This is a genomic window from Streptomyces actuosus (genome assembly GCF_016921115.1).
Taxonomy (GTDB): domain Bacteria; phylum Actinomycetota; class Actinomycetes; order Streptomycetales; family Streptomycetaceae; genus Streptomyces; species Streptomyces actuosus_A.
Window position 1 is genome coordinate 36,288 of the sequence record NZ_JAFFZS010000001.1, and the last position, 22,581, is coordinate 58,868.

Annotated in this window: 18 protein-coding genes and 1 pseudogene; 7 read left to right on the top strand and 12 right to left on the bottom strand. The window is 72.1% G+C overall.

Features of this window, described 5'->3' with window-relative positions; translation table 11 throughout:
* Positions 1 to 4: 4 nt before the first annotated feature.
* Complete coding sequence (gene tap, locus JS756_RS00160) at positions 5 to 2,251, bottom strand: telomere-associated protein Tap (RefSeq protein ID WP_205380791.1); 2,247 nt, start codon at positions 2,249 to 2,251, stop codon at positions 5 to 7.
* An 85-nt stretch (positions 2,252 to 2,336) separates the two neighbouring features.
* On the opposite strand from tap, the pseudogene JS756_RS36435 reads away from it, so the two are divergent.
* Positions 2,337 to 2,665 (top strand): annotated as a pseudogene (locus JS756_RS36435) (SAM-dependent methyltransferase); the annotation flags it as partial.
* 359 nt (positions 2,666 to 3,024) lie between these two features.
* Here the strand turns inward: JS756_RS36435 and JS756_RS00165 are convergent.
* The 4 genes from JS756_RS00165 to JS756_RS00180 form a co-directional block, all read right to left on the bottom strand.
* The gene (locus JS756_RS00165) at positions 3,025 to 3,288 is read right to left on the bottom strand and encodes a metal-sensitive transcriptional regulator (RefSeq protein WP_205380792.1); all 264 of its coding nucleotides are present in this window, start codon (positions 3,286 to 3,288) and stop codon (positions 3,025 to 3,027) included.
* 241 nt (positions 3,289 to 3,529) lie between these two features.
* Entirely contained in the window at positions 3,530 to 4,114 is a 585-nt protein-coding gene (locus tag JS756_RS00170; RefSeq protein WP_205380793.1) for a rhodanese-like domain-containing protein, read from the bottom strand.
* A gap of 104 nt (positions 4,115 to 4,218) precedes the next feature.
* Positions 4,219 to 5,613, bottom strand: a complete 1,395-nt coding sequence (locus JS756_RS00175; RefSeq protein WP_205380794.1) for an MBL fold metallo-hydrolase — start codon at positions 5,611 to 5,613, stop codon at positions 4,219 to 4,221.
* A gap of 117 nt (positions 5,614 to 5,730) precedes the next feature.
* Positions 5,731 to 6,054 (bottom strand): rhodanese-like domain-containing protein, encoded by a 324-nt coding sequence (locus JS756_RS00180; protein ID WP_205380795.1) that lies wholly within the window; start codon positions 6,052 to 6,054, stop codon positions 5,731 to 5,733.
* 826 nt (positions 6,055 to 6,880) lie between these two features.
* Between JS756_RS00180 and ctaD the strand changes: the two genes are divergently transcribed.
* Positions 6,881 to 8,617 carry an aa3-type cytochrome oxidase subunit I gene (gene ctaD / locus JS756_RS00185; RefSeq protein WP_205380796.1) on the top strand — a complete coding sequence of 579 codons (1,737 nt, stop codon included), beginning with the start codon at positions 6,881 to 6,883 and terminating at the stop codon, positions 8,615 to 8,617.
* Positions 8,617 to 8,991 (top strand): hypothetical protein, encoded by a 375-nt coding sequence (locus JS756_RS00190; RefSeq protein ID WP_205380797.1) that lies wholly within the window; start codon positions 8,617 to 8,619, stop codon positions 8,989 to 8,991. The genes ctaD and JS756_RS00190 overlap by 1 nt, the downstream gene beginning before the upstream one ends.
* A 119-nt stretch (positions 8,992 to 9,110) precedes the next feature.
* On the opposite strand, the gene JS756_RS00195 is transcribed toward JS756_RS00190, so the two are convergent.
* The gene (locus JS756_RS00195) at positions 9,111 to 9,734 is read right to left on the bottom strand and encodes a histidine phosphatase family protein (RefSeq protein WP_205380798.1); all 624 of its coding nucleotides are present in this window, start codon (positions 9,732 to 9,734) and stop codon (positions 9,111 to 9,113) included.
* Between the two features lie 487 nt (positions 9,735 to 10,221).
* Between JS756_RS00195 and JS756_RS00200 the strand changes: the two genes are divergently transcribed.
* Positions 10,222 to 11,550, top strand: coding sequence for a phosphatase PAP2 family protein (locus JS756_RS00200; RefSeq protein WP_205380799.1), 1,329 nt, complete (start codon positions 10,222 to 10,224; stop codon positions 11,548 to 11,550).
* Positions 11,551 to 11,775: 225 nt separating this feature from the next.
* Here the strand turns inward: JS756_RS00200 and JS756_RS00205 are convergent, their stop codons facing one another.
* From JS756_RS00205 to JS756_RS00220, 4 genes are all read right to left on the bottom strand, one after another.
* Entirely contained in the window at positions 11,776 to 12,936 is a 1,161-nt protein-coding gene (locus JS756_RS00205; protein ID WP_205380800.1) for a DUF3103 family protein, read from the bottom strand.
* A gap of 276 nt (positions 12,937 to 13,212) precedes the next feature.
* The gene (locus tag JS756_RS00210; RefSeq protein ID WP_205380801.1) at positions 13,213 to 13,728 is read right to left on the bottom strand and encodes a universal stress protein; all 516 of its coding nucleotides are present in this window, start codon (positions 13,726 to 13,728) and stop codon (positions 13,213 to 13,215) included.
* Positions 13,729 to 14,077: 349 nt separating this feature from the next.
* Positions 14,078 to 14,905 (bottom strand): PIG-L deacetylase family protein, encoded by an 828-nt coding sequence (locus JS756_RS00215; protein ID WP_205380802.1) that lies wholly within the window; start codon positions 14,903 to 14,905, stop codon positions 14,078 to 14,080.
* A gap of 513 nt (positions 14,906 to 15,418) precedes the next feature.
* On the bottom strand, positions 15,419 to 15,859 hold the full coding sequence (locus tag JS756_RS00220) for an OsmC family protein (protein WP_205380803.1): 441 nt from the start codon (positions 15,857 to 15,859) through the stop codon (positions 15,419 to 15,421).
* A gap of 326 nt (positions 15,860 to 16,185) precedes the next feature.
* On the opposite strand from JS756_RS00220, the gene JS756_RS00225 reads away from it, so the two are divergent.
* Together JS756_RS00225 and JS756_RS00230 are read left to right on the top strand one after the other, a co-directional pair.
* The gene (locus tag JS756_RS00225; protein WP_205380804.1) at positions 16,186 to 17,175 is read left to right on the top strand and encodes an SMP-30/gluconolactonase/LRE family protein; all 990 of its coding nucleotides are present in this window, start codon (positions 16,186 to 16,188) and stop codon (positions 17,173 to 17,175) included.
* A 334-nt stretch (positions 17,176 to 17,509) separates the two neighbouring features.
* On the top strand, positions 17,510 to 18,988 hold the full coding sequence (locus JS756_RS00230; RefSeq protein ID WP_205380805.1) for a glutamate-cysteine ligase family protein: 1,479 nt from the start codon (positions 17,510 to 17,512) through the stop codon (positions 18,986 to 18,988).
* Between the two features lie 163 nt (positions 18,989 to 19,151).
* Here the strand turns inward: JS756_RS00230 and pgm are convergent, their stop codons facing one another.
* Positions 19,152 to 20,792, bottom strand: coding sequence for a phosphoglucomutase (alpha-D-glucose-1,6-bisphosphate-dependent) (gene pgm / locus JS756_RS00235; protein WP_205380806.1), 1,641 nt, complete (start codon positions 20,790 to 20,792; stop codon positions 19,152 to 19,154).
* Between the two features lie 178 nt (positions 20,793 to 20,970).
* Between pgm and JS756_RS00240 the strand changes: the two genes are divergently transcribed.
* Positions 20,971 to 21,477, top strand: coding sequence for a molybdenum cofactor biosysynthesis protein (locus tag JS756_RS00240; protein ID WP_205380807.1), 507 nt, complete (start codon positions 20,971 to 20,973; stop codon positions 21,475 to 21,477).
* A 72-nt stretch (positions 21,478 to 21,549) separates the two neighbouring features.
* Here the strand turns inward: JS756_RS00240 and JS756_RS00245 are convergent, their stop codons facing one another.
* Positions 21,550 to 22,560, bottom strand: coding sequence for an MASE1 domain-containing protein (locus JS756_RS00245; RefSeq protein ID WP_205380808.1), 1,011 nt, complete (start codon positions 22,558 to 22,560; stop codon positions 21,550 to 21,552).
* Positions 22,561 to 22,581: the final 21 nt, after the last annotated feature.

A 22,581-nucleotide genomic window follows, 5' to 3' on the forward strand; every position in this document is an offset into this window, starting at 1 on the left:
TCTCCTACTCTCCGTCGTCCTTGGCGGTGACCTCGCCCGTCTTGATGTACCGGGCGAGGTTGAGGATGTGACCGTACTTCTCCCGTACTTCCTCGGCCCACAGCGTGGTCCGGGTGCCCTCGTGCTTGACCATCCCCGGCGACACGCCGAGCCGGAAGCTGCCGGGCACGGTCCTGCCGTCGGCGTCGTAGGGGAGGACGTCCAGAGGGGACGGTCCGTCGGCCGCGTACACGGCGCAGTCCGACAGGACGGCGACCGGGTACCGGCCGGTGGCGGCGGCCAGGTTGAGCATCTTGCGGTGCATGTTGATGCGTGCCCGGGAGATCACGGCCGCGCGGATGTCGGGGCGCCACGTCGGCCTCGCGAGGGCCGGCCACGGCTGCCCGGGTTTCCAGCCTCCACCGCGCGCGCGTTCGCGCAGTTTGCCGATGCCGCCCTTCACCGTGGCCTTGGTCGCGTCCAGCACCATCGCCATCTGCGCGTCGCGTGCCCGGTACTCCGCCATCGCCGTCAGGAACTGCTGCGGCGACAGCTTCTCGCCGACACCGAGGTCCGCCATGGTGTCGACGTAAGCGTCCCGCAGGCGCTTGTACCAACCGTCCAGGAACCTCCCCCTGTCCTCTCTCACCCAGGCTTCGACGGGGGCCACGTCGTAGCCGAGCTCCACCGCGTACGCCACGGTCGGTGTCGCGTACCAGGCCGGGCCCTCCGGGCGCTCGCCGGTCGGCGTGAACGGGCTGGGCAGCAGGTCTCCTTGGAGCTGTCGCCACTGCTTGCCCACCACGACGCGGGAGAGGTCGACGTGAGAGAGGTCGACCAGCCAGGATCCGGGCAGCGCCGGGTCGAAGGCGGGGGCGGTGAGGTGCACCGGCGGTGTCGCCAGACCGACGACGGCGCCGTTCGCCGCCGCGCCGAAGGCGAGGTTGACGTCGATGCCCACGAGGTGGCGCTGCATGCACTCGGCGTCGGTGAGCTCGCGTGCCCAGTCGTACGCCTCCTCGAACAGCATCTCCGCAGGGCCGCGCTGATGGAATCGGGGCAGGCCGACGAGCAGCGGATGACCGTCCGGGGCCTCGCACGGCGCGCAGTCGACCGGCTGCTCCCCCAGCGATCCGGGCCGGTGCTCCTTGTGCCGCCTGCCCTCCGCATCCGGCTGGCTCGCCCGGGTCGGCGGGTTGAGCGCGGTCATCAGCTCCAGACCGGTGACGGCCGTGGAACCGCGCGGCGTCATGACCCGGGCTGCGTACGTGCCCAGGACGCGGGCGAGTTCCGCGGGGGCCAGCCGTGCGGCATCGCCCCAGGTACGTGCGTCGAGTGCGTTCCAGGACGGGATGCACAGCTGCACACACCGCCGTTGACGGCCCTGGGCGGGGCGGTAGATCCGCGCCCAGGGGCCGAAGCCGCGCTTCGTCAACTGCCAGTCAGCCCGCTTGAGTTGCACGGTAGTCTTGTGCCCGTCCGGGAGGCGGCCGGCGAGCCGCTCGGACGCCGACAGCTCCACCGGAAGTCCGTACCTCCGCAAGGCCGCCGGTGTGAGCACGAGCAGCGGATCGGCGTCCCTGCCCGAGCCGTTGAGTGCCGGGGCACCGAGCTGCGCCTCGGTCAGAGCCCACTCCACCAGTGCGGGCAGCGACCTGGCGGGCACGTCGAGGAGCAGGCCGCCGACGCCGTGGCCGGTGACATTCCGGTCGTCGTCGACGTCGAGGACGAGCAGCGGGCCGTTCGCGAACCGAGAGTCGGCACCGGACGGCGGCGCCGGGGCTTCGTGGGCCGCGGGGGCCGGCGCCTTTCTCGTGCTCGGGTTTCGTGACGCCGGCGACGGGGCGGTGGCGGAACGCGGCGCAGGGGTGGCGGCGGTGGGACGGGGTGCGGATCTTCCGGAACGGGGCGCCGGGGCTGGGCCGATGGGTTCCGTGCGGGCCCGGTCCGGACCGGTGGCCGGGCACGGCGGCTCGGCGGGAGGCGTGCCCGCGTCGGCAAGGCCCGTGTCCTGCGCAGGCGGCACGGGCTCGGCAGGGTAGAACTGGGCGAGCTGACCGAGCATCCGGGCGTAGGCCTCACGCTCCGGCGGACGTGGCTCGGTCCTGCCGGCCTCCCAGGCGCTGACCGTCGCGCGCCGCACGCCCAGTGCTGCGGCCACCTCGTCCAGGGTCAGCCCGTGCGCCTGACGCAGCCGCTTGCGCTCCGCCGGCGACGGCAGCGGGGACCGGGACGCGACCAGCGCGTCAACTGCGTCGAACAGCTCGGACATCTCGCACCTCCTGCCGCGCAACCCTAGCGTGAAGCACACATTTCGCGTACCAACGGCGTACGGGTGGCGTGCGGGGCAGTGGCGAAGACCGGGGTTCGAGACCCGTGATCCGGCCGCACGCGCCGGGGAGGAACGAACACGCGAGAACGCCCTCCGCATCACGGAGATCCCCTGGCGTCGGCGCCGTCGAGAGCCGGGTCCGGTCGACCGAGGTGAGTTGACCTCCGGTGACCTTCCGCTGGACCTACGGGTTCGCCGCGGACGGACTGGTGCCGACCTCGGATCCGACGTTGCGTTTCTCGGCAGCGGGAGAAAGTCGAGCGGGATCCGGTCTCCCGCGGCTACGTGGTGGAGGAGGATCGCGATGCGCCCGACCGACCGGGAAGGGAGTTCGTCTTCCTGGCGCGACGTCCGTGGTCCTCCCTGATCGCGGTGTCCGGCACGGGGCCCGCGAGCGCTGCCGCTCGGCGGACCGAGCCGGATGATCGCCGAGGGGCCACGGCTCGAGGTGCGGTCGACGCAGCGCACCTGAGGTGCGGATCAGCGGCGCTTCCGGCTGAGACCCGTTGCCGTCGCGCTCGACACCGCGCGGAACGACGGCACCGCGAGGTCGTCGGCGCGGGTGGCTGCCCTTCCGCCTCCCGCCGCGGTCCCCGCACGACCGCACGACCGCACGAGCAGCGAGCGCCACGGCCCCGACTGGCCCGGCGGAGCGGGGGACGCGTGCCCCCGTGGCCTACGACGTGGGCGGCCGAGCGGGGATCCGGGGAGTGTCAGGCGAGGGCGAGGAAGAGTCGTTCCAGTTCCTCCTGCGACATGGGAGGGGAGTCGGGGTCCTCGGTGAGGCACTGGCGCATCCCACTCGCCACGATCTTGAAACCGGCCCGGTCCAGGGCTCTGGACACCGCGGCCAGTTGGGTCACGACGTCCTTGCAGTCGCGGCCGGTCTCGACCATCGCGATCACGGCGGCCAGCTGTCCCTGCGCACGGCGCAGCCGGTTCAGGACGGGCCGTACCGATTGTTCGTCCACCTGCACGGTGATCCTCCTTACATCCCCCTGCTCAAGAATACCCCATGGGGTATGAATCGGATGGTGATCACGCGCCGACCGCAACCCGCCACCGGTCGCGCCGTATGGATGGCGCCGACCGAGGGAGCGGGCGGCGGAAGGACCGCTCCGCCCCCTGTCGGCCCTTCGGGTCAGGGATGGACGGACACGCCACCGGGGGCCGCCGGGCCGACACCCGGGAGCAGGTCGGCGCCGGCGGGCGGGGGCGTCACCGCGTGCTGCGCAGCTCCGCGATCACCGCACGGATGTCGGGGCGCGGGCCCCGGTTGTACGGCAGCTTCGACAGCAGTACGCCCATGGCGCAGGAGTTGCTGAGCGCGGCATAGGTGAGCCCGGCGCCGACGGCCGTGCCGATGAGGTGGAGGCCCGGTACGAGGATGCCGGCCAGGCCCGTGGCGAGGACGATCGAGCCGGCCACGAGCCGGACCTGGCGTTCCATGTCCCAGCGCTCGGGGCCCCGGTTCACGGGCGCCCCTGCCGTCTCCCAGGCGACCATGCCGCCGTCGAGGACCCGCAGGTTGGGCAGACCGGCCTCGGCGAGCGCCTTCTCGGCCTGCTGCGCCCGACCGCCCGAGCGGCACACCAGGACGACCTCCTCGTCCAGGTGGGCGAGGAGCTCGTCCCGATGCTCGCGCAGCGTGTCGAGGGGGACGTTGTACGCACCCGGAATGTGCGCCGTGCGGAACTCGCCGGGGGTGCGCACGTCGAGCATGCGCGGTGCGCGCTCCTCGTCCATGAGCCGCTGCAGTACGGCCGGGGTGATCGACGGGGCAGGGGTGTGCTGGACGCTCATCTACGGCTCCGATTTCGGGGTCGGGGAACTGATGCCCGTGGGGGGGGAGGTTCGAGGGGTGTGGATGGGGCCCCGAGCACGGTCGGGGCCCCGCGCGGGTGGGGTCAGAAGGTGGCCGGCGTCGCCGCCTGCGCCGAGAGGGCCCAGGCGGCGTAGCCGCCGAGGACGTCGGAGACGTCCGTGAAGCCCCGGTGCCGCAGGACGCTCGCGGCGATGGACGAGCGGTGGCCTCCGGCACAGTGCAGGACCAGGGGCCGGTCGGCGGGCAGTTCCTCCGTGCGACGGGGAAGCTCGCTCAGGGGGATGTGCAGGGCGCCGTCGATGAAGCCGGCGGCCTCGCGTTCGCCGCAGGTGCGGACGTCCACGACGACGGGCGGGTTCTCCGCGGTGAGGGCGTCCCGCAGTTCCGCGGCGGCCAGCCGGCTCGCCGGCAGCACCTCCGCGGACAGGTCCTCCAGGGCGTCCTCCGGGTTGCGCAGGTAGCCCGCCACCCGGTCGAAGCCGATGCGGGCGAGGCGGGTGACGACCTCCTCCTCCCGGTTCTGCGGTGCCATCACCAGCAGTTCGTCGGACGGGTCCAGAACGGTGCCCGCCTGTTCGGCGAAGCGCCCGTCGGCGGGCACGTTCACCGCGCCGCGCAGATGCCCTGCGGCGAACTCCTGAGGCGTGCGGGCGTCCACGACGACCGCACCCGCCGCACGCAGTTCGGTGAACCGCTCGCGCGTCAGCGGCAGGGGGGCGGCGGAGTCGTAGCGCACCCGGTCCTTGCGGTTCAGCTCGGCGTCGTAGGCGAAGTAGCCGGGCGCGGCGGGCTGGCCGGCGGCGACGAGCGCGACGAACTCCTCACGGCCCATCGGCACGCAGGCGTAGTTGGTGGCCCGCTGCTCCCCGATGGTCGACTGCTTGTTCGTCGACAGGTTCTTCCCGCAGGCGGAGCCTGCGCCGTGCGCGGGGAAGACGCGGACCTCGTCGGGCAGGCCCATCAGCTTGTTCTGCACGCTGTCGTGCAGCATCGCGCCGAGTTCCTCGGCGGTCACGCCGACGGAGGCGAGCAGGTCGGGGCGGCCGACATCGCCGATGAAGAGCGCGTCACCGGTGAGGACGCCGTACGGCACGGTGTCCTCCACCCGCTCGTACACCACCACGCTGATCGACTCCGGGGTGTGGCCGGGTGTCTCCATGATCTCCAAGGTGACGTCACCGAGGGAGATCCGCTCGCCGTCGGCGAGCTTGCGGATCGGGTACTCGGTCTCGGCCCGCCGGCCGTAGCCGATCCACGCGCCCGTACGGTCCGCCATCTCCAGGTGACCCGCGACGAAGTCGGCGTGGAAGTGGGTATTGATCACGCCGACCACGGAGAAGCCGTGCGCACGGGCGTCGGCGAGGTATTCGGACACGTCCCGGCGGGGGTCGACGACCACCGCCCGGCCCGTCCTCTCGTCGGCGATCATGTAGGACGCCTGGGACAGGCAGTCGAGGTAGTACTGGGTGAGGAACACGGCATTCCCTTCGTGAGGAACGCACCCCCGAGGCGGGTGCGGGAGGCGGGGCGCGGGCGGTCGCGCACCCGGTGTGACGAGGCGCGGAGGGTGGGGGGCGGGCCGGGCCCCGGGCGTTCAGGCGGCGCGGACGGCCTCGCCCCGCACCAGCGGCCGGCCGGTGCGAGCCCAGCCCTCGGTGCCGCCGGCGACGGACACGGCGTCCAGTCCCAGCGCGGTGAGATGTCCGGCGGCCCGGGCGCTCCGAGTGCCGCCGGCGCAGATCACGTACACGGTCCGATCACCCGGCAGGTCACCGAGGGCCGCACCGAGGGCCGACAGCGGGACGTTGCGCGCACCCGGCACGTGGCCCGCGCGGTACTCGCCCCACTCGCGGACGTCGATGGTGAACGCGCCGCGGGCCAGCTCGGCCGCGAAGGCGTCGAGGTCTGTTTCTCGCATCAGGACACCCCTGCTCTATACCCCCCTGGGTATTTACCCAGTCGAAGGTAAGCGGCACCCCGGGGAGAAGTCAAATACCCCCTGGGGTATCTCGGTCCGAGGTGGAGGCGCCGTGGGGCGACAAGGGGTGGGCCGACGGCCCTCGCCGGTGCCCCGGCAGGGCTTGCCCACCGCCCCACGTCGCCTCAGCGGGGCGGCGCCACCCGATCAACGTGCACGGCACCGGCACGGCACCGCCCTCGGCGAACAGCCCCGGCAGGGCCCCGACAGGGCCGCGGCGGGCACCGCGGCACCCCCAGAAAGGTGAGCCCGACGGCGACGAGGCCGATGACGGGCGCCGTCGGCGGGACGAGAGCGTGCGCGGGGCCAGGAAGGGACGGCCGGGGCCGGGAGGTGGCTGCCGCGGCCGAACGGCCCGGACAGGACGAGGCCGACCGGGAGGGGCTGCACAGCGGCTCATGCGATGGCGGGGCAGCCGCGCGGGCATCCCCGGACGACCCCGCCTCAGTGCCCGGCGAAGGAGCGATGAGGGGTGCCGACGGGACACCGGAGACGCGCGGGCGACCCGACGGAGGACGCCGGTGATCACCCTGCGGCGCTGCGGGTCGTCCGGGCTGTCGCGACCCGGCCCCAGCGGCCTCTGCACAGCTCCCGCACGCCCCACGGGGCCGATCCACAGCGACGCGAAAGACGGTGCTCCATTCGAGTGCGCTCGTCAGGCGATCGGCCGCGTGTCGTACTGCTGCGGCCGTGGTCCCGGCCACAGCAGGCAAGGATGAGGTCCGTCACATGGGCGACCGGCCCTTTCGCGAGAGAGACACAACTTGTGAGCATTCTCAACGAGCCCCGAGGCTCCGCGGGCGAGGAGTCGTACTACCAGGACGAGTTGCCCGTGCAGCGCAAGCACCCCGGCAACGTGGTGGTGAAGTGGCTGACGACCACGGACCACAAGACGATCGGCACCCTGTACCTGTCGACGTCGTTCGCGTTCTTCCTGATCGGCGGTGTTCTCGCGCTGGTCATGCGCGCCGAGCTGGCCCGCCCGGGCATGCAGATCATGTCGAGCGAGCAGTACAACCAGGCGTTCACGATGCACGGCACGGCGATGCTGCTGATGTTCGCGACGCCGCTGTTCGCAGGCTTCACCAACTGGATCATGCCGCTCCAGATCGGCGCCCCGGACGTCGCCTTCCCGCGACTGAACATGTTCGCCTACTGGCTCTACCTGTTCGGCTCACTGATCGCCATGGGGGGTTTCCTCACGCCGGACGGCGCCGCCGACTTCGGCTGGTTCGCCTACTCCCCGCTCACCGACAACGAGCACTCGGTCGGCATCGGCCCGGATCTGTGGATCATGGGCCTGGCCTTCTCCGGCTTCGGGACGATCCTCGGCTCGGTCAACTTCATCACCACGATCATCTGCATGCGTGCCCCGGGCCTGACGATGTTCCGCATGCCGATCTTCGTCTGGAACGTGCTGCTGACCGGTGTCCTGGTGCTGTTCGCCTTCCCCGTCCTGGCCGCGGCCCTGTTCGCGCTGGAGGTGGACCGCCAGTTCGGCGCCCACGTCTTCGACGCCGCCAACGGCGGTGCCCTGCTGTGGCAGCACCTCTTCTGGTTCTTCGGCCATCCAGAGGTGTACATCATCGCGTTGCCGTTCTTCGGCGTCATCTCGGAGATCATCCCGGTCTTCAGCCGCAAGCCGATGTTCGGCTACGTGGGTCTGATCGCCGCCACCATTTCCATCTCCGGCCTGTCCGTGTCGGTGTGGGCGCACCACATGTTCGTCACCGGCGGTGTGCTGCTGCCGTTCTTCTCCTTCATGTCCTTCCTGATCGCCGTCCCGACCGGCGTGAAGTTCTTCAACTGGATCGGCACGATGTGGAAGGGCTCGCTGTCCTTCGAGACACCGATGCTGTGGGCCACCGGCTTCCTCATCACGTTCCTCTTCGGCGGGCTCACGGGCATCCTCCTCGCCTCGCCGCCGATGGACTTCCACGTCTCGGACTCGTACTTCGTGGTGGCGCACTTCCACTACGTCGTCTTCGGCACGGTCGTCTTCGCGATGTTCGCCGGCTTCCGCTTCTGGTGGCCGAAGTTCACCGGCAAGCTGCTCGACGAGCGCCTGGGCAAGATCACCTTCTGGACGCTGTTCGTCGGCTTCCACACCACGTTCCTGGTGCAGCACTGGCTGGGCGCCGAGGGCATGCCGCGCCGCTACGCCGACTACCTCGCCGCCGACGGCTTCACCGCCCTGAACACCGTCTCGACGATCGGGTCGTTCGTCCTCGGCCTGTCGATGCTCCCGTTCCTCTACAACGTGTGGAAGACCGCCAAGTACGGCAAGCCGGTCGGCGTCGACGACCCGTGGGGCTACGGCCGTTCGCTGGAGTGGGCGACCTCCTGCCCGCCGCCGCGGCACAACTTCTACACGCTGCCGCGGATCCGCAGCGAATCCCCGGCGTTCGACCTGCACCACCCCGAGCTCAGCGAACTCGACGAGAAGACGAGCAGCGGCCGGAGGGACGCCATCGACACGGCCGGGCACGAGGGCGAGCGGTGATGACGGACGCGTCATCCGGGCACCTCACCGAGGAGCAGGCAGCAGCGCTGACGCGTCAGATCGAGGGTTACCTCCGTGCCCAGCGGGACCGGGAGCAGGCGCGGGCGGAGGCGGAGGCCTTCTGCACCCGTCTGCCCTGGCTGACCTCCGCACAGGCCGAGGACGTGGCACGGCACTATGCCGAGCAGCGTCTGGAACTCACCCGACAGACCTTGCGGCACACGGTCCGGCACGCCGGGGAGCTGCGCCGGGAGTACGAGGCCCGCTACGCCGAACTCCGGCACCGGCTGATCACCCGGCATGTCGTCGCCGCGTCCACCGTGGTGGCCTGCGCCACCGGAGTCAGCGCCGCGCTCTGCCTGCTGATGCGCTGACAGCGGTGCTGCGGTGCTGCGGTGCTGCGGTGCTGCGGTGCTGCGGTGCTCCGATGCTGAGCGGGAGGGGAAGGTTCCGCACGACCGCCCCACCCACGTCCGAGGAAGCGCCCGCCCGATCAGATGTGGAGTTCGGGCGGGAAGCCGGTCCAGCGCAGGTCCGCAGGCAGGTGCCGCATGTCGTTGTGGCAAAGAATCGAGGACGGCCTGCCGGGGGTGTACCGGATGACCGTCAGAGCCGCGTTGCCGTGGTCGAGGCCCATCCAGCGCCACTCGGGCGCGTCGAGAGCGGCCCGGACCAGCCACCCGATGAGGAAGTTGTGCGTCACGACCAGCTCGTGGCGGGGTCGGTCGCCCGCTACCGGCCCCGTGAAGGCCGCGAGAGCTTCCCGCGCGACGACCGGACCACGACTGCGCTCCTCCTCCGGAAACTGCGCGAGGAATCCGAGCATGGCGTCCGCTGAATCCGGTGGGAGCTCTTCCTTCGCCGGCAGGTGGGGAATGTAGTCGCCGGCCAGTTCCGACCGGTGCAGGGGGACGGCGCCGAGTTGTGCGCCGATCAGTCGGGCCGTCTGCTGCGCCCGGGGCAGCGGCCCGTGGTGAATCGCCGAGAGCGGGGTGGGGCGGAGCCGTTCGCCGAGCAGAACGGCCTGCCTCCGACCGCGTTCCGTCAGGGTCGTCTCGTCCGCCGAGGCCTCACCGTGCCGAGCGAGGTAGAGGTATCGAGCGGCTGCGTCTGCCATGCCGTCGGTCTCCTTGGCCATCCGTGATCTTGTTGTCAGGTAGGGACGACGAGATCTGTGCGCCGGGTTCCCTCACGCCGCTCCCGCATCGGATGCCCCGGATCCCCGTCGTCGGGGACCGAGTTGCGGGGCACCGGGCGCCGCACGGCCGATCCGGGCACTCGGCAGGCCCGCTCGCATACGACCGCCGTCCCTGACCACGGTCGGCCGGCGCCTCGCGACGGCCCCGGCGCAACTCCTCTGCGCCGGGCCCGGTCGCCATGACGGTCGCACGCCTCAAGTCGCCCACGGCACACCCGGAACCGGGAACGGAGCCCCCGGTCGGCGGCGCCGGATCGACCGCTTGCCATACATCCGTAACCCACCCCTCTCACGGGCGACACTCCGATAACATGTTCGAACTCGCGGTGATCACCCCGTCGCCGTCATTCACCGACAACACAAAATCGAGCAAATCGGCCAAAAATTGACATCTATATCATCGCGGGTGTTTTCGCGAATAAACAACAGAATTCCGCTCACCGCGTTGCGTCAACCGCGGGCGACACTGTGGGCCGCCGTGAGCGCGGTGGCACTCGGATTCCTCATCGCGTTGGAGATCGCCGCACGTCACTACGGCCTTCCGGGACCGATCACCAATCAGGTCAAAGAAGTGGTACTCGCCCCCAAATCGGGGCCGCTGCTCTATGCCAGCATGGCGTTGATGATGGTGGTCCTGCCCTGGCGGCAGCGGCTCGTCGCGGCGGGCGTCGCGGTCGGCATCGACATCGCGTTCTTTCTGGTGCGATGGGCGTTCGACGCCAAGATGATGTTCGGCAATGGCGCATTGTGGGTGGTCCTGGGCTATGCGGTGATCGCCGTCACGCGACGCACGGGCCGGGAGCGCGTTCTGCTGCTGAAGGGCGTCGGGCTGGGCCTGCTGCTGGTCACCGGCCGCAAGACCGGCGACACCTGGCTGCTCATCACGTCGAAGACCCGCCCGGTGGTACTGGACCAGTACGTGGCTGTCGCCGATCACGCGTTGGGCAACCCGTCGTGGCTGGCGGGCCGGATCGTCGCGGCGACCGGCACGGTCGGCGCGCACGTTCTCGACTACGTATACATCCAGCTCGCGGTCGCGGCGGTCCTCGTCGCGCTGTACCAGCTGCGCCACGTGGCGGCCGAACGCCGCTTCCCCCGCCACCATCTGGTACGCACGTTCCTGGTGATCGGCCTGCTCGGGCCGGGCATCTACATGCTCTTCCCGGTGGTCGGGCCGATCTTCGCCTACGGCGGCGACGGCGGGCACTGGGCGGTGGCCGATCTGTGGCCGCACACGCCGCCGGCCCTCGTGACACCGCACCACATGCCGTTCGACGAGATCACCCCGCGCAACTGCATGCCCAGCCTGCACACGGCGTGGGCCACCGCGATCTTCATCCATTCCCGCCGGGGGCCTCGAGCCCTGCGATACGCGGGCACGTTCTGGCTGATCGCCACGCTCGCCGCGACGCTGGGCTTCGGCTACCACTACGGGACGGACATCGTCGCCGGCGTGGTGTTCACGGTCACCATCGAGGGTGCCCTGCGCTCGCTCGAACGGGGCTGGGACCGGTCGGGAGCCCAACTGGTCGCCTACGGCACGGCCGTCTTCGCCGGCCTGCTCGTGTCGTACCGCTACCTGCCGATGCAGATGGCCGAGCATCCGTGGGTGTTCGGGCCGCTTCTCCTTCTGGCGATGGTCTCGGTGATCCACCACTACCTGCGGACCACCAGGATGTGGGAGCCGAAGGCCCTTCCGGCGCTGCAGCCGGAGCCACAGCCCGAACTGGTCTGAGACCCGGTACCGTCCGGGCAGCAGACCGGGGTGGCGCGTCCGCGGTCCGGGCTCCTCTCGGACAGCGCGGGGACAGCACAGGGACGGCACAGCAGAGCGACGGCACGGCGGCATGACGACATGGCGGCATGACGACATGAGGGGGAACGAGAGGGAACGGGAGGGACGAGAGGGCCGGCGGGAACCCCGTTCACGCCGGCCCCTGCGCTGTCGGCGGCCCGCGCCTCAGAACTCCTGCACGTAGTAGGGCTCGACGGTCATCCAGCCGTTGCCCCGGGCTCCGTGGCGGGTGCCGTTGTCGCTGCGGGCCAGGGTGTACCAGGAGTCGACGTAGTCCGGATCGTCCGTCCACCACTTGTCGGGCACGGCGTCCAGGACGGCGTTCACGAGCGGGATGTAGGCGCCCTGGTCGGTGACGGTCAGCAGGGCGGCGGCGATGGCCTTGGCCAGGTCGCGGTAGTTCGTGCCGCCGTCGTCCTCCATCATCACGGCGTCGGCCAGGTTGTACTTGTAGGACGACCAGTTGACCAGGATCTGGTTGGGCCGGTAGATCGTGCCGTCGTAGTCCAGGTACGGCATGTCGACGGGGTCGACCCGGACCTTGCCGTCCTGGCCGAAGCCGGTGACCAGGGTGTAGATCTCGGCGGCGCCCTTGAACCAGGGCTCCTCGTCGTCGGAGAGCTCGACCGCGGATATTCGCGTCGTCCAGAAGCCCCCGCCGGACGCCGCCGCCGTCGTCCGGTTCGCCGAGGCACGTGCGGGGCCGGGGTCGGCGGAGGGCACGCCGTACCGTTCGAGTTCCTTGTTCAGCACGTCCAGGCCGGCGTCCAGGGCCTTGGAGCCGTCGATGTCGACGACGTACACGGGGTGCGCGGGTGCCGTGCGGGCGTCGAGGGTGTGGGCCCGGCCGCGGCTGTCGTAGGCGGTGAGGGTGGCGGTGGACTCGTCGGCGGTGGCCGCCGCCACCCAGGGTGCGGCGCCGGAGGTGAGTGCGGTCCGCATGGACGCGTCGCCGAGGCGCAGCCTGAGCAGCGAACCGACCCCGGTGTCCAGGCCCTTGGCCGTGGCGATCCGGCGGTCGTCGGCGACCAGGGCGGCCTTGAGGGAGGCCGGGGCGCGGCGCGCCAGGGCGGTGACATCCACCTCGTCGGAGGCGAGCGCCGCCCTCCGGAGGCGGGCCCGCCAGGCGGGGTCGGCGAGGGAGGTGGCCAGGACACGCGCGGCGTGGTCCTCCGCGGTGCGGACGGCGGTCGCGGGGCGGGGAGCCTGCGGCGCCGCCGAGGCGGGCACGGCGTTCAGGGTCTGACCGGTGCACAGGGCGGCCAGGGTTGCCGCGGCGGCCACGAGGCCGCGCCGGCGGCTGTGCCGGGTATGACGGGGTCTCACGAGGATCGATCCTCCTGGGGGCGAGTGGTCGATGTCTCACTGTCAGGTGGAGCCCGTGGAACGAATCTATGCGGGTAGACATCCCGCATCCCCCAAGCATGACGGGGACATGACACTCCAGACAAGAGGGGTTCACGACAGGCTCGGTGACGCCCGCGAGTGCCTCGTGCCGTTCCCCCGCTCCCCTCATGCCGCCCCGGACCACGGCCGACGGCGTGCGTGGCCGCTCCGAGCCCACCGCGGACCGAAGCCGGGCACCGATGGGTTCCGGCCGGTCTACATGTGATGTGGAAGGTTGGGCGGCGGCGGCGGGAGGGGCGGTGCCGCGATCGTGTCCGTGCCGGGGGCGGCTTCCGGCCAGACCAGGAGCACGGGGCAGGGCGCGTGGTCGACGACGAACCGGCCGGCGGGGCCGAGGCTGTGGGGACCCAGCCGGCTGGGGTCCCCGTCGCGGGCCAGGACGAGTAGATCGGCGCCCTCGGCGGCGGCAACGACCTCGTGCTCGACGCGCCCGCTGCGCGCGGCACGGGTGCACGGGCGCCCCAGCTGCTCGGCCGCTTCCTCCAGAAGACGTTCCCCGGCGGCCGCCGCCATGTCTTCCACGGTGTCGCCGGGGTCCCGGTCGGAGCGGGCGTGGCCCAGCAACCCCGCGAAGGCACCGTGCGCGACGCCGGACTCGTCGGGGCCGGTCACGTGCAGCAGCACGATCTCGGCCTCCTCGGGGGCATGGGAGCGGGCGGCGTCGACGCAGGCAGGCCAGGTGCCTTCGACGATCCAGGCGATGACGGTCACGACGGTCGGCCTCCGATCACGTGGAGCGAGACCCAAGAGTGCCATCACAGCGAGCAGAAGGGGCGACCGGCGCGGCGAGAAGCCCCAGCCGGGTGAACTCGACCAGCTCCACATCGGTGTCGTGCTCCGCACGAAACGCCGCCACAGGAGGTGGCCGGTGAGCCGGCGTGGGTGAGGTTCGGTCCGACGTCCACGCCCAGCAGGACGGCGAGGACGGCACCCGGGCCGGCGGGTGCGGCCGGCGGCAGCAGCACCAGGACGGCGGGCACCCCCGTCCCGATCAGGACACCCCGGCGGGCACCGTGCGGGCCCGGCCGGTCAGGCCGGTCAGGCCGGTCAGACCGACCCGTCAGTCGGGGCGACCCGGTCGGTCGGTCCTGTGGCCGGCCGTCTCGCCACTGCCGCGGTCGGACAGGGGCAGAGAGCCGGTTTCCGGCACGGCCGGATGCCCGGCGGTGAGGGCGTGGCAGATGTACCACTCGGTGCCGAACAGCCGCCGCCGGGCCTCCGGCGACAGGCCGGCGATCACGCCGGGGAGCGCTCCCCGCTCCACTTCGGACCGGTGGGCGAGGATCGCGGCGATCTTCCGTTCCAGCCAGGGACCGACGTCGAGTGCCGTGCCCACCTGGTCGTCGGGAACGCTGTGCACCGCCTTGTGCGCGCCGATCGCCTCCTGGAGTGCGGGGACGGCCGACTGCGGGTGCGTGGCGAGGCGGAGTTCGCGCGGCTGCCAGGGGGCACCGGTGTCGGGGTGGAGGTGCCCGAGTCCGGCCACCCGGACGGCTCTCGCGGTCACCTCGTGGGTGCGGACGTGGTCCGGGTGCCCGGGCAACCCGCCGTGGGCGTCATGGGTCACGACGACGTCGGGGCGGACGTCACGGATGTGCGCCACCACGCGCGCCACGACCTGCTCCGGCGGCGTGTCGCACAGGCGCGGCCGCCCCGGGGCGGAGTGCGGGACGCGCTCGTCGGCGTACCCGAGCAGGCGCGGGGCTCCGGCACCGAGGACGCGCAGTGCGTCGGCGAGTTCTCCGGCTCGTACCGTTCCAGCGGCCCAGGTCGCCGTGACGACCGCGGTCCGTGCGCCGGCCGCTGCGTGCCGGGCGAGCAGTCCGCCCGCCGACAGCGACTCGTCGTCGGGGTGGGCGAAGACGGCCAGCACGTTCGGTGCGGGCATCCACAGGTCTCCTTCCGGCCGAGGGGCAGCTGCCCGAGGAACAGTCGATGCTACGTCGGGCGCCCGTCCGGCAGCGCCGCCGTCACGTCGCCGTCGTTGGGCCGGCGCACGCCGTCCCCGGGAAGGGCGTGCGGCGACCACGCGGTCCTTCGGCCATCCGGATCGGCGACGATTCCACGGTGGCCCGGCGACGGCTCGGTGGTGGTACGCACGCGGGGCTCGATCCTGGACGAGGAGTGGCCGGCCGTCCGCGCGATCATCGAGCTCCGGCTGGCAGCGGGGCGGTCCCCGATGCCCCTGGGAGGAACGCCGGGTGGGCCCGGCGCACAGCCGCACGGCCACGACGAACGGCTCGTTCCGGCCTGAACCCGGCGCAGGGGGCCGGCGGCGCTGCGGGGCCCGGGGCCGCCGCGCGCCGCAGGCCTCCCCGGCTCCGGGGCACACGGCCTGCCGCGCCGGGGGACCGTGCCCGTCACCTTCTCCGCGGTGCGGCGGTGCGGTGCTCGGGTGCGGTCAGGCCTCCTCGACGATCGCCGTCACGGGTGTGCCGATCTCGATGGTGCGGCTCACCGTGCAGAGCCGGTCGTGGGAGGTCTTGACCGCCCGGGGAACGATGGCTCGCGCGCGCTCGGCCCCTTCGCCGTCCGGGAAGGTGACGGAGAACGTGACCGTGAGGTCGGTCATCCGGTTGCCGTGCTCGTCGTTGATCTTGTTGCCGGACACGGCGACGGAGAACCGGGTGGGCTCGGCGTGGCGGCTGGTGGCGACGTCGACGTCGACCGCGGTGCAGCCGCCGATCGCCGCGAGCAGCAGTTCGACCGGGGTGAAACCGGCCTCCCCGTCGGGGCCGGAACCGGTGCCGAAGCCGACGGTGCCGCCCCGGGTGTTGGTCGCGACGAATTGGCCGGTGCCGGTTCGCTCGACGGTGACGGAGCGCAGGGAGTTGTCGGTCATGCCACCGACCCTAGCGCCGCCCCACGGGGCGGGTGGCGACCGGTCCGACCGGACCCCGGCGGTGCGTCGTCCGGCGGGCGCCGGCCGCCCGTCGGCCCCGCCGTGCCGATGACCCGGGCCACCGACCGGCACGGGCGGCGGGGACACTACCCGGCGGTCGTCGGCCCCGCGCGGGTCACCCACGTGCGCCGCAACCGGCTGCCGGGCGTGGCCCGCTCGGGCGACCTCTCGGCCGCGACGCGCGGCAAGGGCGCCCAGGCTGCCGCCCACTCTCTCTCGGGCACCTGTACGCCGGTGCCCCGCGCCCCGATCGAAATGAGGTCCGTATGCCCAGACCGTCCCGCACGGCCGGTGCCGCCACGGCTGCCCTCGCCCTGAGCCTGCTCGCCGCTGCGCCCGCGGTGAGCGGTGAGTCCCCCGCGCCGTCCGCACGCATCGTCGCCCACTTCGACCTGGCCGCCGGGCAGACGCCGGAGAACATCGCCCTGGAGCCCGACGGCTCCGCCGACCTGACGTTCGCCTTCGCCCGCCAGATCGCGCACGTCACCCGACACGGCAACACGCGGATCCTGGCGACCCTGCCGGCCGTCGCGGAGCCGAACACACCGATCGTCCAGAGCGCGATCGTGCTCGGCATCGCCCGCGCCCACGACGGCACGCTCTACGTCAACTACGCCACCGGCACCGCCGAGACCGGCGTCTGGCGTCTGGCCCCCGACGGCAGCGCGCCCCGGCAGATCGCGAGACTGCCGGCGGACGGGCTGCCCAACGGCCTTGCCCTGGACGAGCACCGGGGCGTGCTGTATGCCGCCGACTCGGTCCGCGGCACCGTCTGGCGCATCCCGCAGAGCGGCGGTGAACCCGAGGCCTGGGCCACGGGCACCGCGCTGGATCCGCTTCCCGCCCCGGCGAGCGGGTTCGGCGCCAACGGCATCAAGGTGCACGGGGGCGCCGTCTGGGTGTCCAACACCGATCGCGGAACGCTCCTGCGCATCACCGTGAACCGCGACGGGTCCGCCGGGGCGGGCCGCATCGTGGCGCGGGATCTCGGCGCGGTGGACGACTTCGCCTTCCCCGGCCGCGGCGACACCGTGTTGGCCGCCCTGATCCAGGACAACAAGGTCGTCCGGGTGCGGCCGGACGGCAGCCGCTCCGTCCTGCTCACGCAGGACGACGGACTGTCGAACCCGACGTCCGTGGCCGTACGCGACCGGTCGGTGTATGTGCCGAGTGCGGCCTACTTCACCGGGCAGGACCCGAACCTGCTGCTCGCCCGCTTGCACGCGCAGCCCCACCGCCGGCCCGAGGGGAGGTAGCCGCAGGGGGCCGGCGGTCACCGCACCGTGTGCGGTCCCGGGGCGGCGCGCGGGGATTCCGCGTGCCGCCCGCCCGGCACTCCTTTCCCGCACGACCCACATGTTCCGGCATACGGAATTCTGACTCCGGTCAGGGCAGGTCGGTCGGCTGACCCGGACAGATCGACCGCCGAGCACCCCGGCTCCGCCTCCATTCCCCGGACGGGCCCCGGGCCCGTCCGGGGCCCGTCATGAGCGCACCCCGGGGGCGGACCGGCCCTGCCTTGGTGCAACGTGCGCGGTGGTGGGACGCTGGGATGGGGGGTGTCCGAGCAGGGGAAACCTGGGAGGGCCCATGGGACGGGACGTCCCGGCGCTGGTGTTCAGCCGTGAGGACCGCCGCCGGTACCGGATCAAGATGCAGCAGTGCCTGGAGACCCTCGCCCAGATGCTGCGCGAGGCGAGGTTCGAGTCCGAGCGGCCCCAGGTCGGCCTCGAGATCGAGCTGAATCTGGTCGACGACCGCGCCCTGCCGGCGATGGCCAACAGCGACGTGCTGGAAGCGATCGCCGACCCCGCCTGGTCGACCGAGCTCGGGCGGTTCAACCTGGAGATCAACGTGCCGCCCCGGCGGCTGACGGCCGGCGGGCCCGACGCCTGGGAGGCGGAGATCCGGGCCGCGCTCAACCACGCCGAGAAGCGAGCCGGGTCGATCGGCACGCACCTGATCATGATCGGTGTGCTGCCGACCCTGCGGCAGGAGGACGTCGGCGCCGCCGCATTGTCGGAGAACCCGCGGTACCACCTGCTCAACGACCAGATCTTCGCGGCCCGCGGCGAGGACCTGCACATCGAGATCGACGGCGCGGACCGGCTGCGCACCTACGCCGACACGATCACCCCCGAGGCCGCCTGCACCAGCACCCAGTTCCATCTCCAGGTCTCCCCCGCGGAGTTCGCGGACTACTGGAACGCCGCCCAGGCCATCGCCGGCATCCAGGTCGCGCTGGCGGCGAACTCCCCGTTCCTGTTCGGCAGGGAGCTGTGGCACGAGACCCGCATCCCGCTGTTCGAGCAGGCCACGGACACCCGACCGGAGGAGATCAAGGTGCAGGGAGTGCGTCCGCGGGTCTGGTTCGGGGAGCGGTGGGTCACCAGCGTCTTCGACCTGTTCGAGGAGAACCTGCGCTACTTCCCGGCGCTGCTGCCGATCTGCGACGAGGAGGACCCCGCCGACACGCTGGACCGGGGGGACGTCCCCGAACTGGGTGAACTCACCCTGCACAACGGCACGATCTACCGCTGGAACCGTCCCGTGTACGCCGTCACGGACGGCACCCCGCACCTGCGGGTGGAGAACCGGGTACTGCCCGCCGGCCCCACGGTCGCCGACACCCTCGCCAACGGCGCCTTCTACTACGGCCTCACCCGGGCCCTGGTCGAGGAGGAGCGGCCGGTATGGTCGAGGATGTCGTTCGCGGCGGCCGAGGACAACCTGCACAGCGCCGCACGCAACGGCATCGAGGCCCGGCTGTACTGGCCCGGGATGGGTGAGGTGCCGGTTCCCGAACTCGTACTGCGCCGTCTGCTGCCGCTGGCGCACCGGGGGCTGGAGCACTCCGGCATGGACGAGGCGTGGCGCGAGCCCCTGCTCGGCGTGATCGAGCAGCGCTGCGTCACCGCCCGTAACGGCGCGGTGTGGCAGAAGGAGGTCTTCCACCACCTCCTCGCCTCCGGCCACGCCGGTCGGCACGAGGCGCTGCGCCGCATGACGCAGTTGTACACCGATTACATGCACCTCAACGCTCCCGTGCACACCTGGCCCGTCGACTGACGGGGCCGGCCCGGCCCGGTCCCGTCCTTCCGAGCGGCTCAGGCGGAGGAGGTGTCGGCCTGCCCGCCGGTCCTCGGCCGGGTTCGCGCCGTACCGGCGCCCTACGGCCCGGGTGACCGCGGCGGGCCCGGTCGGGCGCGGCCCCCGGTGCCGGGGTGTGCCGTCAGCCTCCCAGAGCGGACAGCACGATGCCCCTGGCCTCCTCCTGTACCCGGGCCAGATGGTCGGGGCCGAGGAAGGACTCCGCATAGATCTTGTAGACGTCCTCGGTGCCCGAAGGACGGGCCGCGAACCAGGCGTTGGCCGTGCTGACCTTGATTCCGCCGATGGCTGCGCCGTTGCCGGGGGCCTCGGTGAGCACGCCCGTGACGGCCTCGCCGGCCAGCGTGTCGGCGGTCACCTGGGCCGGAGACAGCTTCGCCAGCAGCGCCTTCTCCTCGCGGGTGGCAGGGGCGTCGGTGCGGGCGTAGGCCGGTGCGCCGAACCGGGCGGTCAGCGCGGTGTAGTGCTCCGACGGCGTCTTCCCGGTGACCGCCGTGATCTCCGAGGCCAGCAGCGCGAGCAGGATGCCGTCCTTGTCGGTGGTCCACACCGATCCGTCGATGCGCAGGAAGGAGGCGCCGGCGGACTCCTCGCCGCCGAAGCCGAGGGAGCCGTCGGCCAGGCCGTCCACGAACCACTTGAACCCGACGGGGACTTCCACCAGTCGGCGGCCGAGGTCGGCGGCGACACGGTCGATCATGCCGGAGGACACCAGGGTCTTGCCGATGCCGGCGCCGGCGGGCCACGCGGTGCGGTGGGCGTACAGGTAACCGATGGCGGTGGCCAGGTAGTGGTTGGGGTTCATCAGGCCGCCGTCGGGGGTGACGATGCCGTGCCGGTCGGCGTCGGCGTCGTTGCCGGTGGCGATCCGGAAACGATCGCGCTGCTCGATGAGCGAGGCCATGGCGTACGGCGAGGAGCAGTCCATGCGGATCCTGCCGTCCCAGTCCAGCGTCATGAACCGCCACGTGGGGTCGGTCAGCGGGTTGACCACGGTGAGGTCGAGGCGGTGCTCCTCGGCGATCCGGCCCCAGTAGGCGACGGAGGCTCCGCCCAGGGGGTCGGCGCCGATGTGCAGGCCCGCCGACCGGATCGCGTCCAGGTCGAGGACGCTCGGCAGGTCGGCGACGTAGGTCCCGACGAAGTCGTACCGCCCGGTGCCGGGTGCGGCGAGCGCCCTGGCCCAGGGGATGCGGCGGACGTCCTTCAGGCGGGTGGCGATGATCTCGTTGGCCCGGTCCTGGATCCACGAGGTCGCGTCGGAGCCGGCGGGGCCGCCGCTGGGCGGGTTGTACTTGAATCCGCCGTCGGCGGGCGGGTTGTGCGAGGGGGTGACGACCACGCCGTCGGCGAGGCCCGAGGTGCGGCCCCGGTTGTGGGTGAGGATGGCGTGCGAGACGGCCGGGGTGGGGGTGTAGCCGTCCGCGGCGTCGATGAGGACGGTCAGGTCGTTGGCGGCGAACACCTCCAGGGCGGTGATCCGCGCGGGCTCGGACAGGGCGTGCGTGTCGGCTCCGAGGAAGAGCGGACCGTCGGTGCCCTGCGCCGCGCGGTATTCGCAGATGGCCTGGCTGGTCGCGGCGATGTGGTCGTCGTTGAACGCCGTCGCCAGCGAGGATCCCCGGTGTCCGGACGTGCCGAAGGCGACGCGCTGGCCGGGGTCGGCCGGGTCGGGGTGCAGCGTGTAGTACGCCGTCACCAGTCGGGCGACGTCGACCAGGTCCTCGGTTCCGGCCAACCGCCCCGCTCGCTCGTTCTGCATGCGCCCTCTCCTCCACACAGGTCATGCGTTCGTCGGCGATCTCATCTTCCTCCCTCCGGGGCGGAGATCCGCACCCTGCCCCCCGGTTCGTGCGGCCGGGGCGCGGCTGTGCCGGGCCTCTCGGAGGGGCGGGGGCGGCCCGGTACGGCACTCCCGGTACGGCACTAGGGTGAACGGCATGACCGAGGTCGAGGTGGTGCAGTTGCTGGTGTCCCCGGCGCACCGGCTGGCGGGGCGGCCCTCGGACGGGCTGCCGTCCGTGCCGGACGACCGGGTGCCGCGGGTGGAGGTGCGGCGCGGGCTGGGCCTGGTGGGCGACCGGTACTTCGGGCAGCCCGCGCACCGTGACGCGTCGGTGACCGTCATGGCCGCGGAGAACCTGCCCGTGGGCATCCGCGCCTCCGCCGATCTCCGGCACACGCGCCGCAACGTCCTGCTGCGCGGCGCCGACATCGATTCCCTGGTCGGTGCGACGTGCTTCCTCGACTGCGGCCAGGGGCCCGTGCTGTTCGCCGTGAACCGTCCCGCCCGCCCGTGTGCGTGGATGGACGTCACCGTCGGCCCGGGTGCGCAGCGCGCCCTGCGCGGCGGGGGCGGGGTGCGCTGCACCCCGCTGAGCGACGGGGTGCTCGCGGTGGGGCCCGCGATGTTCCGCGTCCTGGAGCAACCGCCCGGGAGGGCATAGCACCGCGGAGGGGCTGGGCGGGGTGATACCCGGGGTGCCCGTACCGGAGTGGTTCCGGCCCGGTGGGCCGCCTCATCGGTCCGGGCGAGCGGGCCCTTCGTCCTGTGTCGGGGTGCGCTCCGGTGAGGCGGCGTCCGTGGCGGTGAGGTGTTCGAGCACCTCGGCCAGTTCCTGGCAGGCACGTTGCACGGAGCGGCGGGTGTTCTGCTGCTCGGTGATGAGGGCGGACAGCAGGAGTGCCGTCAGAGCCATCGACCCGTTGAAGGCCTGGAGCTTGATCATCACCTGGACGTGGCTCAGATCCTGGAAGGCTCCCGTGCCGTCGGTCGCGACGACGGTGATCAGGACGGAGGCCGCCAGCGCGCACAGGACGCTGCCCGCGAGCTGGAAACGCAGCGCCGCCCAGATCAGCAGCGGGTAGATGAGGAACATCAGGCTGAGCGTGCTGTAGGCGGCGATCGGCACGAGGCAGCAGACGGCGAGCAGCAGGGCGAGCGCCTCCGGCCAGCGGGACAGCCGCAGGGGCAGGCGCACGCGGCCGAGGAGGATCAGGGCGGGGGTGACGATCAGGACGCCCATGGCGTCGCCCACCCACCAGCCCAGCCAGACCGCCCAGAAACTGCCGGGAGTGATCTTGTCCGTGAGGACGAGGAGGCCCGCACCCATGGTGGAGCTGATCAGCATGGCCCCGAGGGCGCCCAGGAACACCAGGGCCAGGCCGTCTCTCAGCCGGTTCATCGCAAGGCGGAAGCCCACACGGCGGAGCATGAGGTAGGCGCAGACGGGGGCGGCGGTGTTGCCGACGACCGTACCGATCACGGCGGGGCTGAGCGGTGCGATCGACGCGATCACCAGCAGGACGCCGAGGGAGATGCCGGGCCAGACGCGCAGCCCGAGGAAGAGCAGGGCGGCCACGGCCACCCCGGTCGGGGGCCAGATGGGGGAGAACACCGCGCCCTCGACGGTGAGCTCTTCCAGGAGTCCGAGCCGCCCGGCCAGGTAGTAGGCGCCTGCGACGGCCAGCATCTGGGCGACGAGGGCGAGAGCCCGGCGCTGGTCCTGCGTAGCCTCCACAGCTGCCATCAGACACCTGCGGCGCCCGGT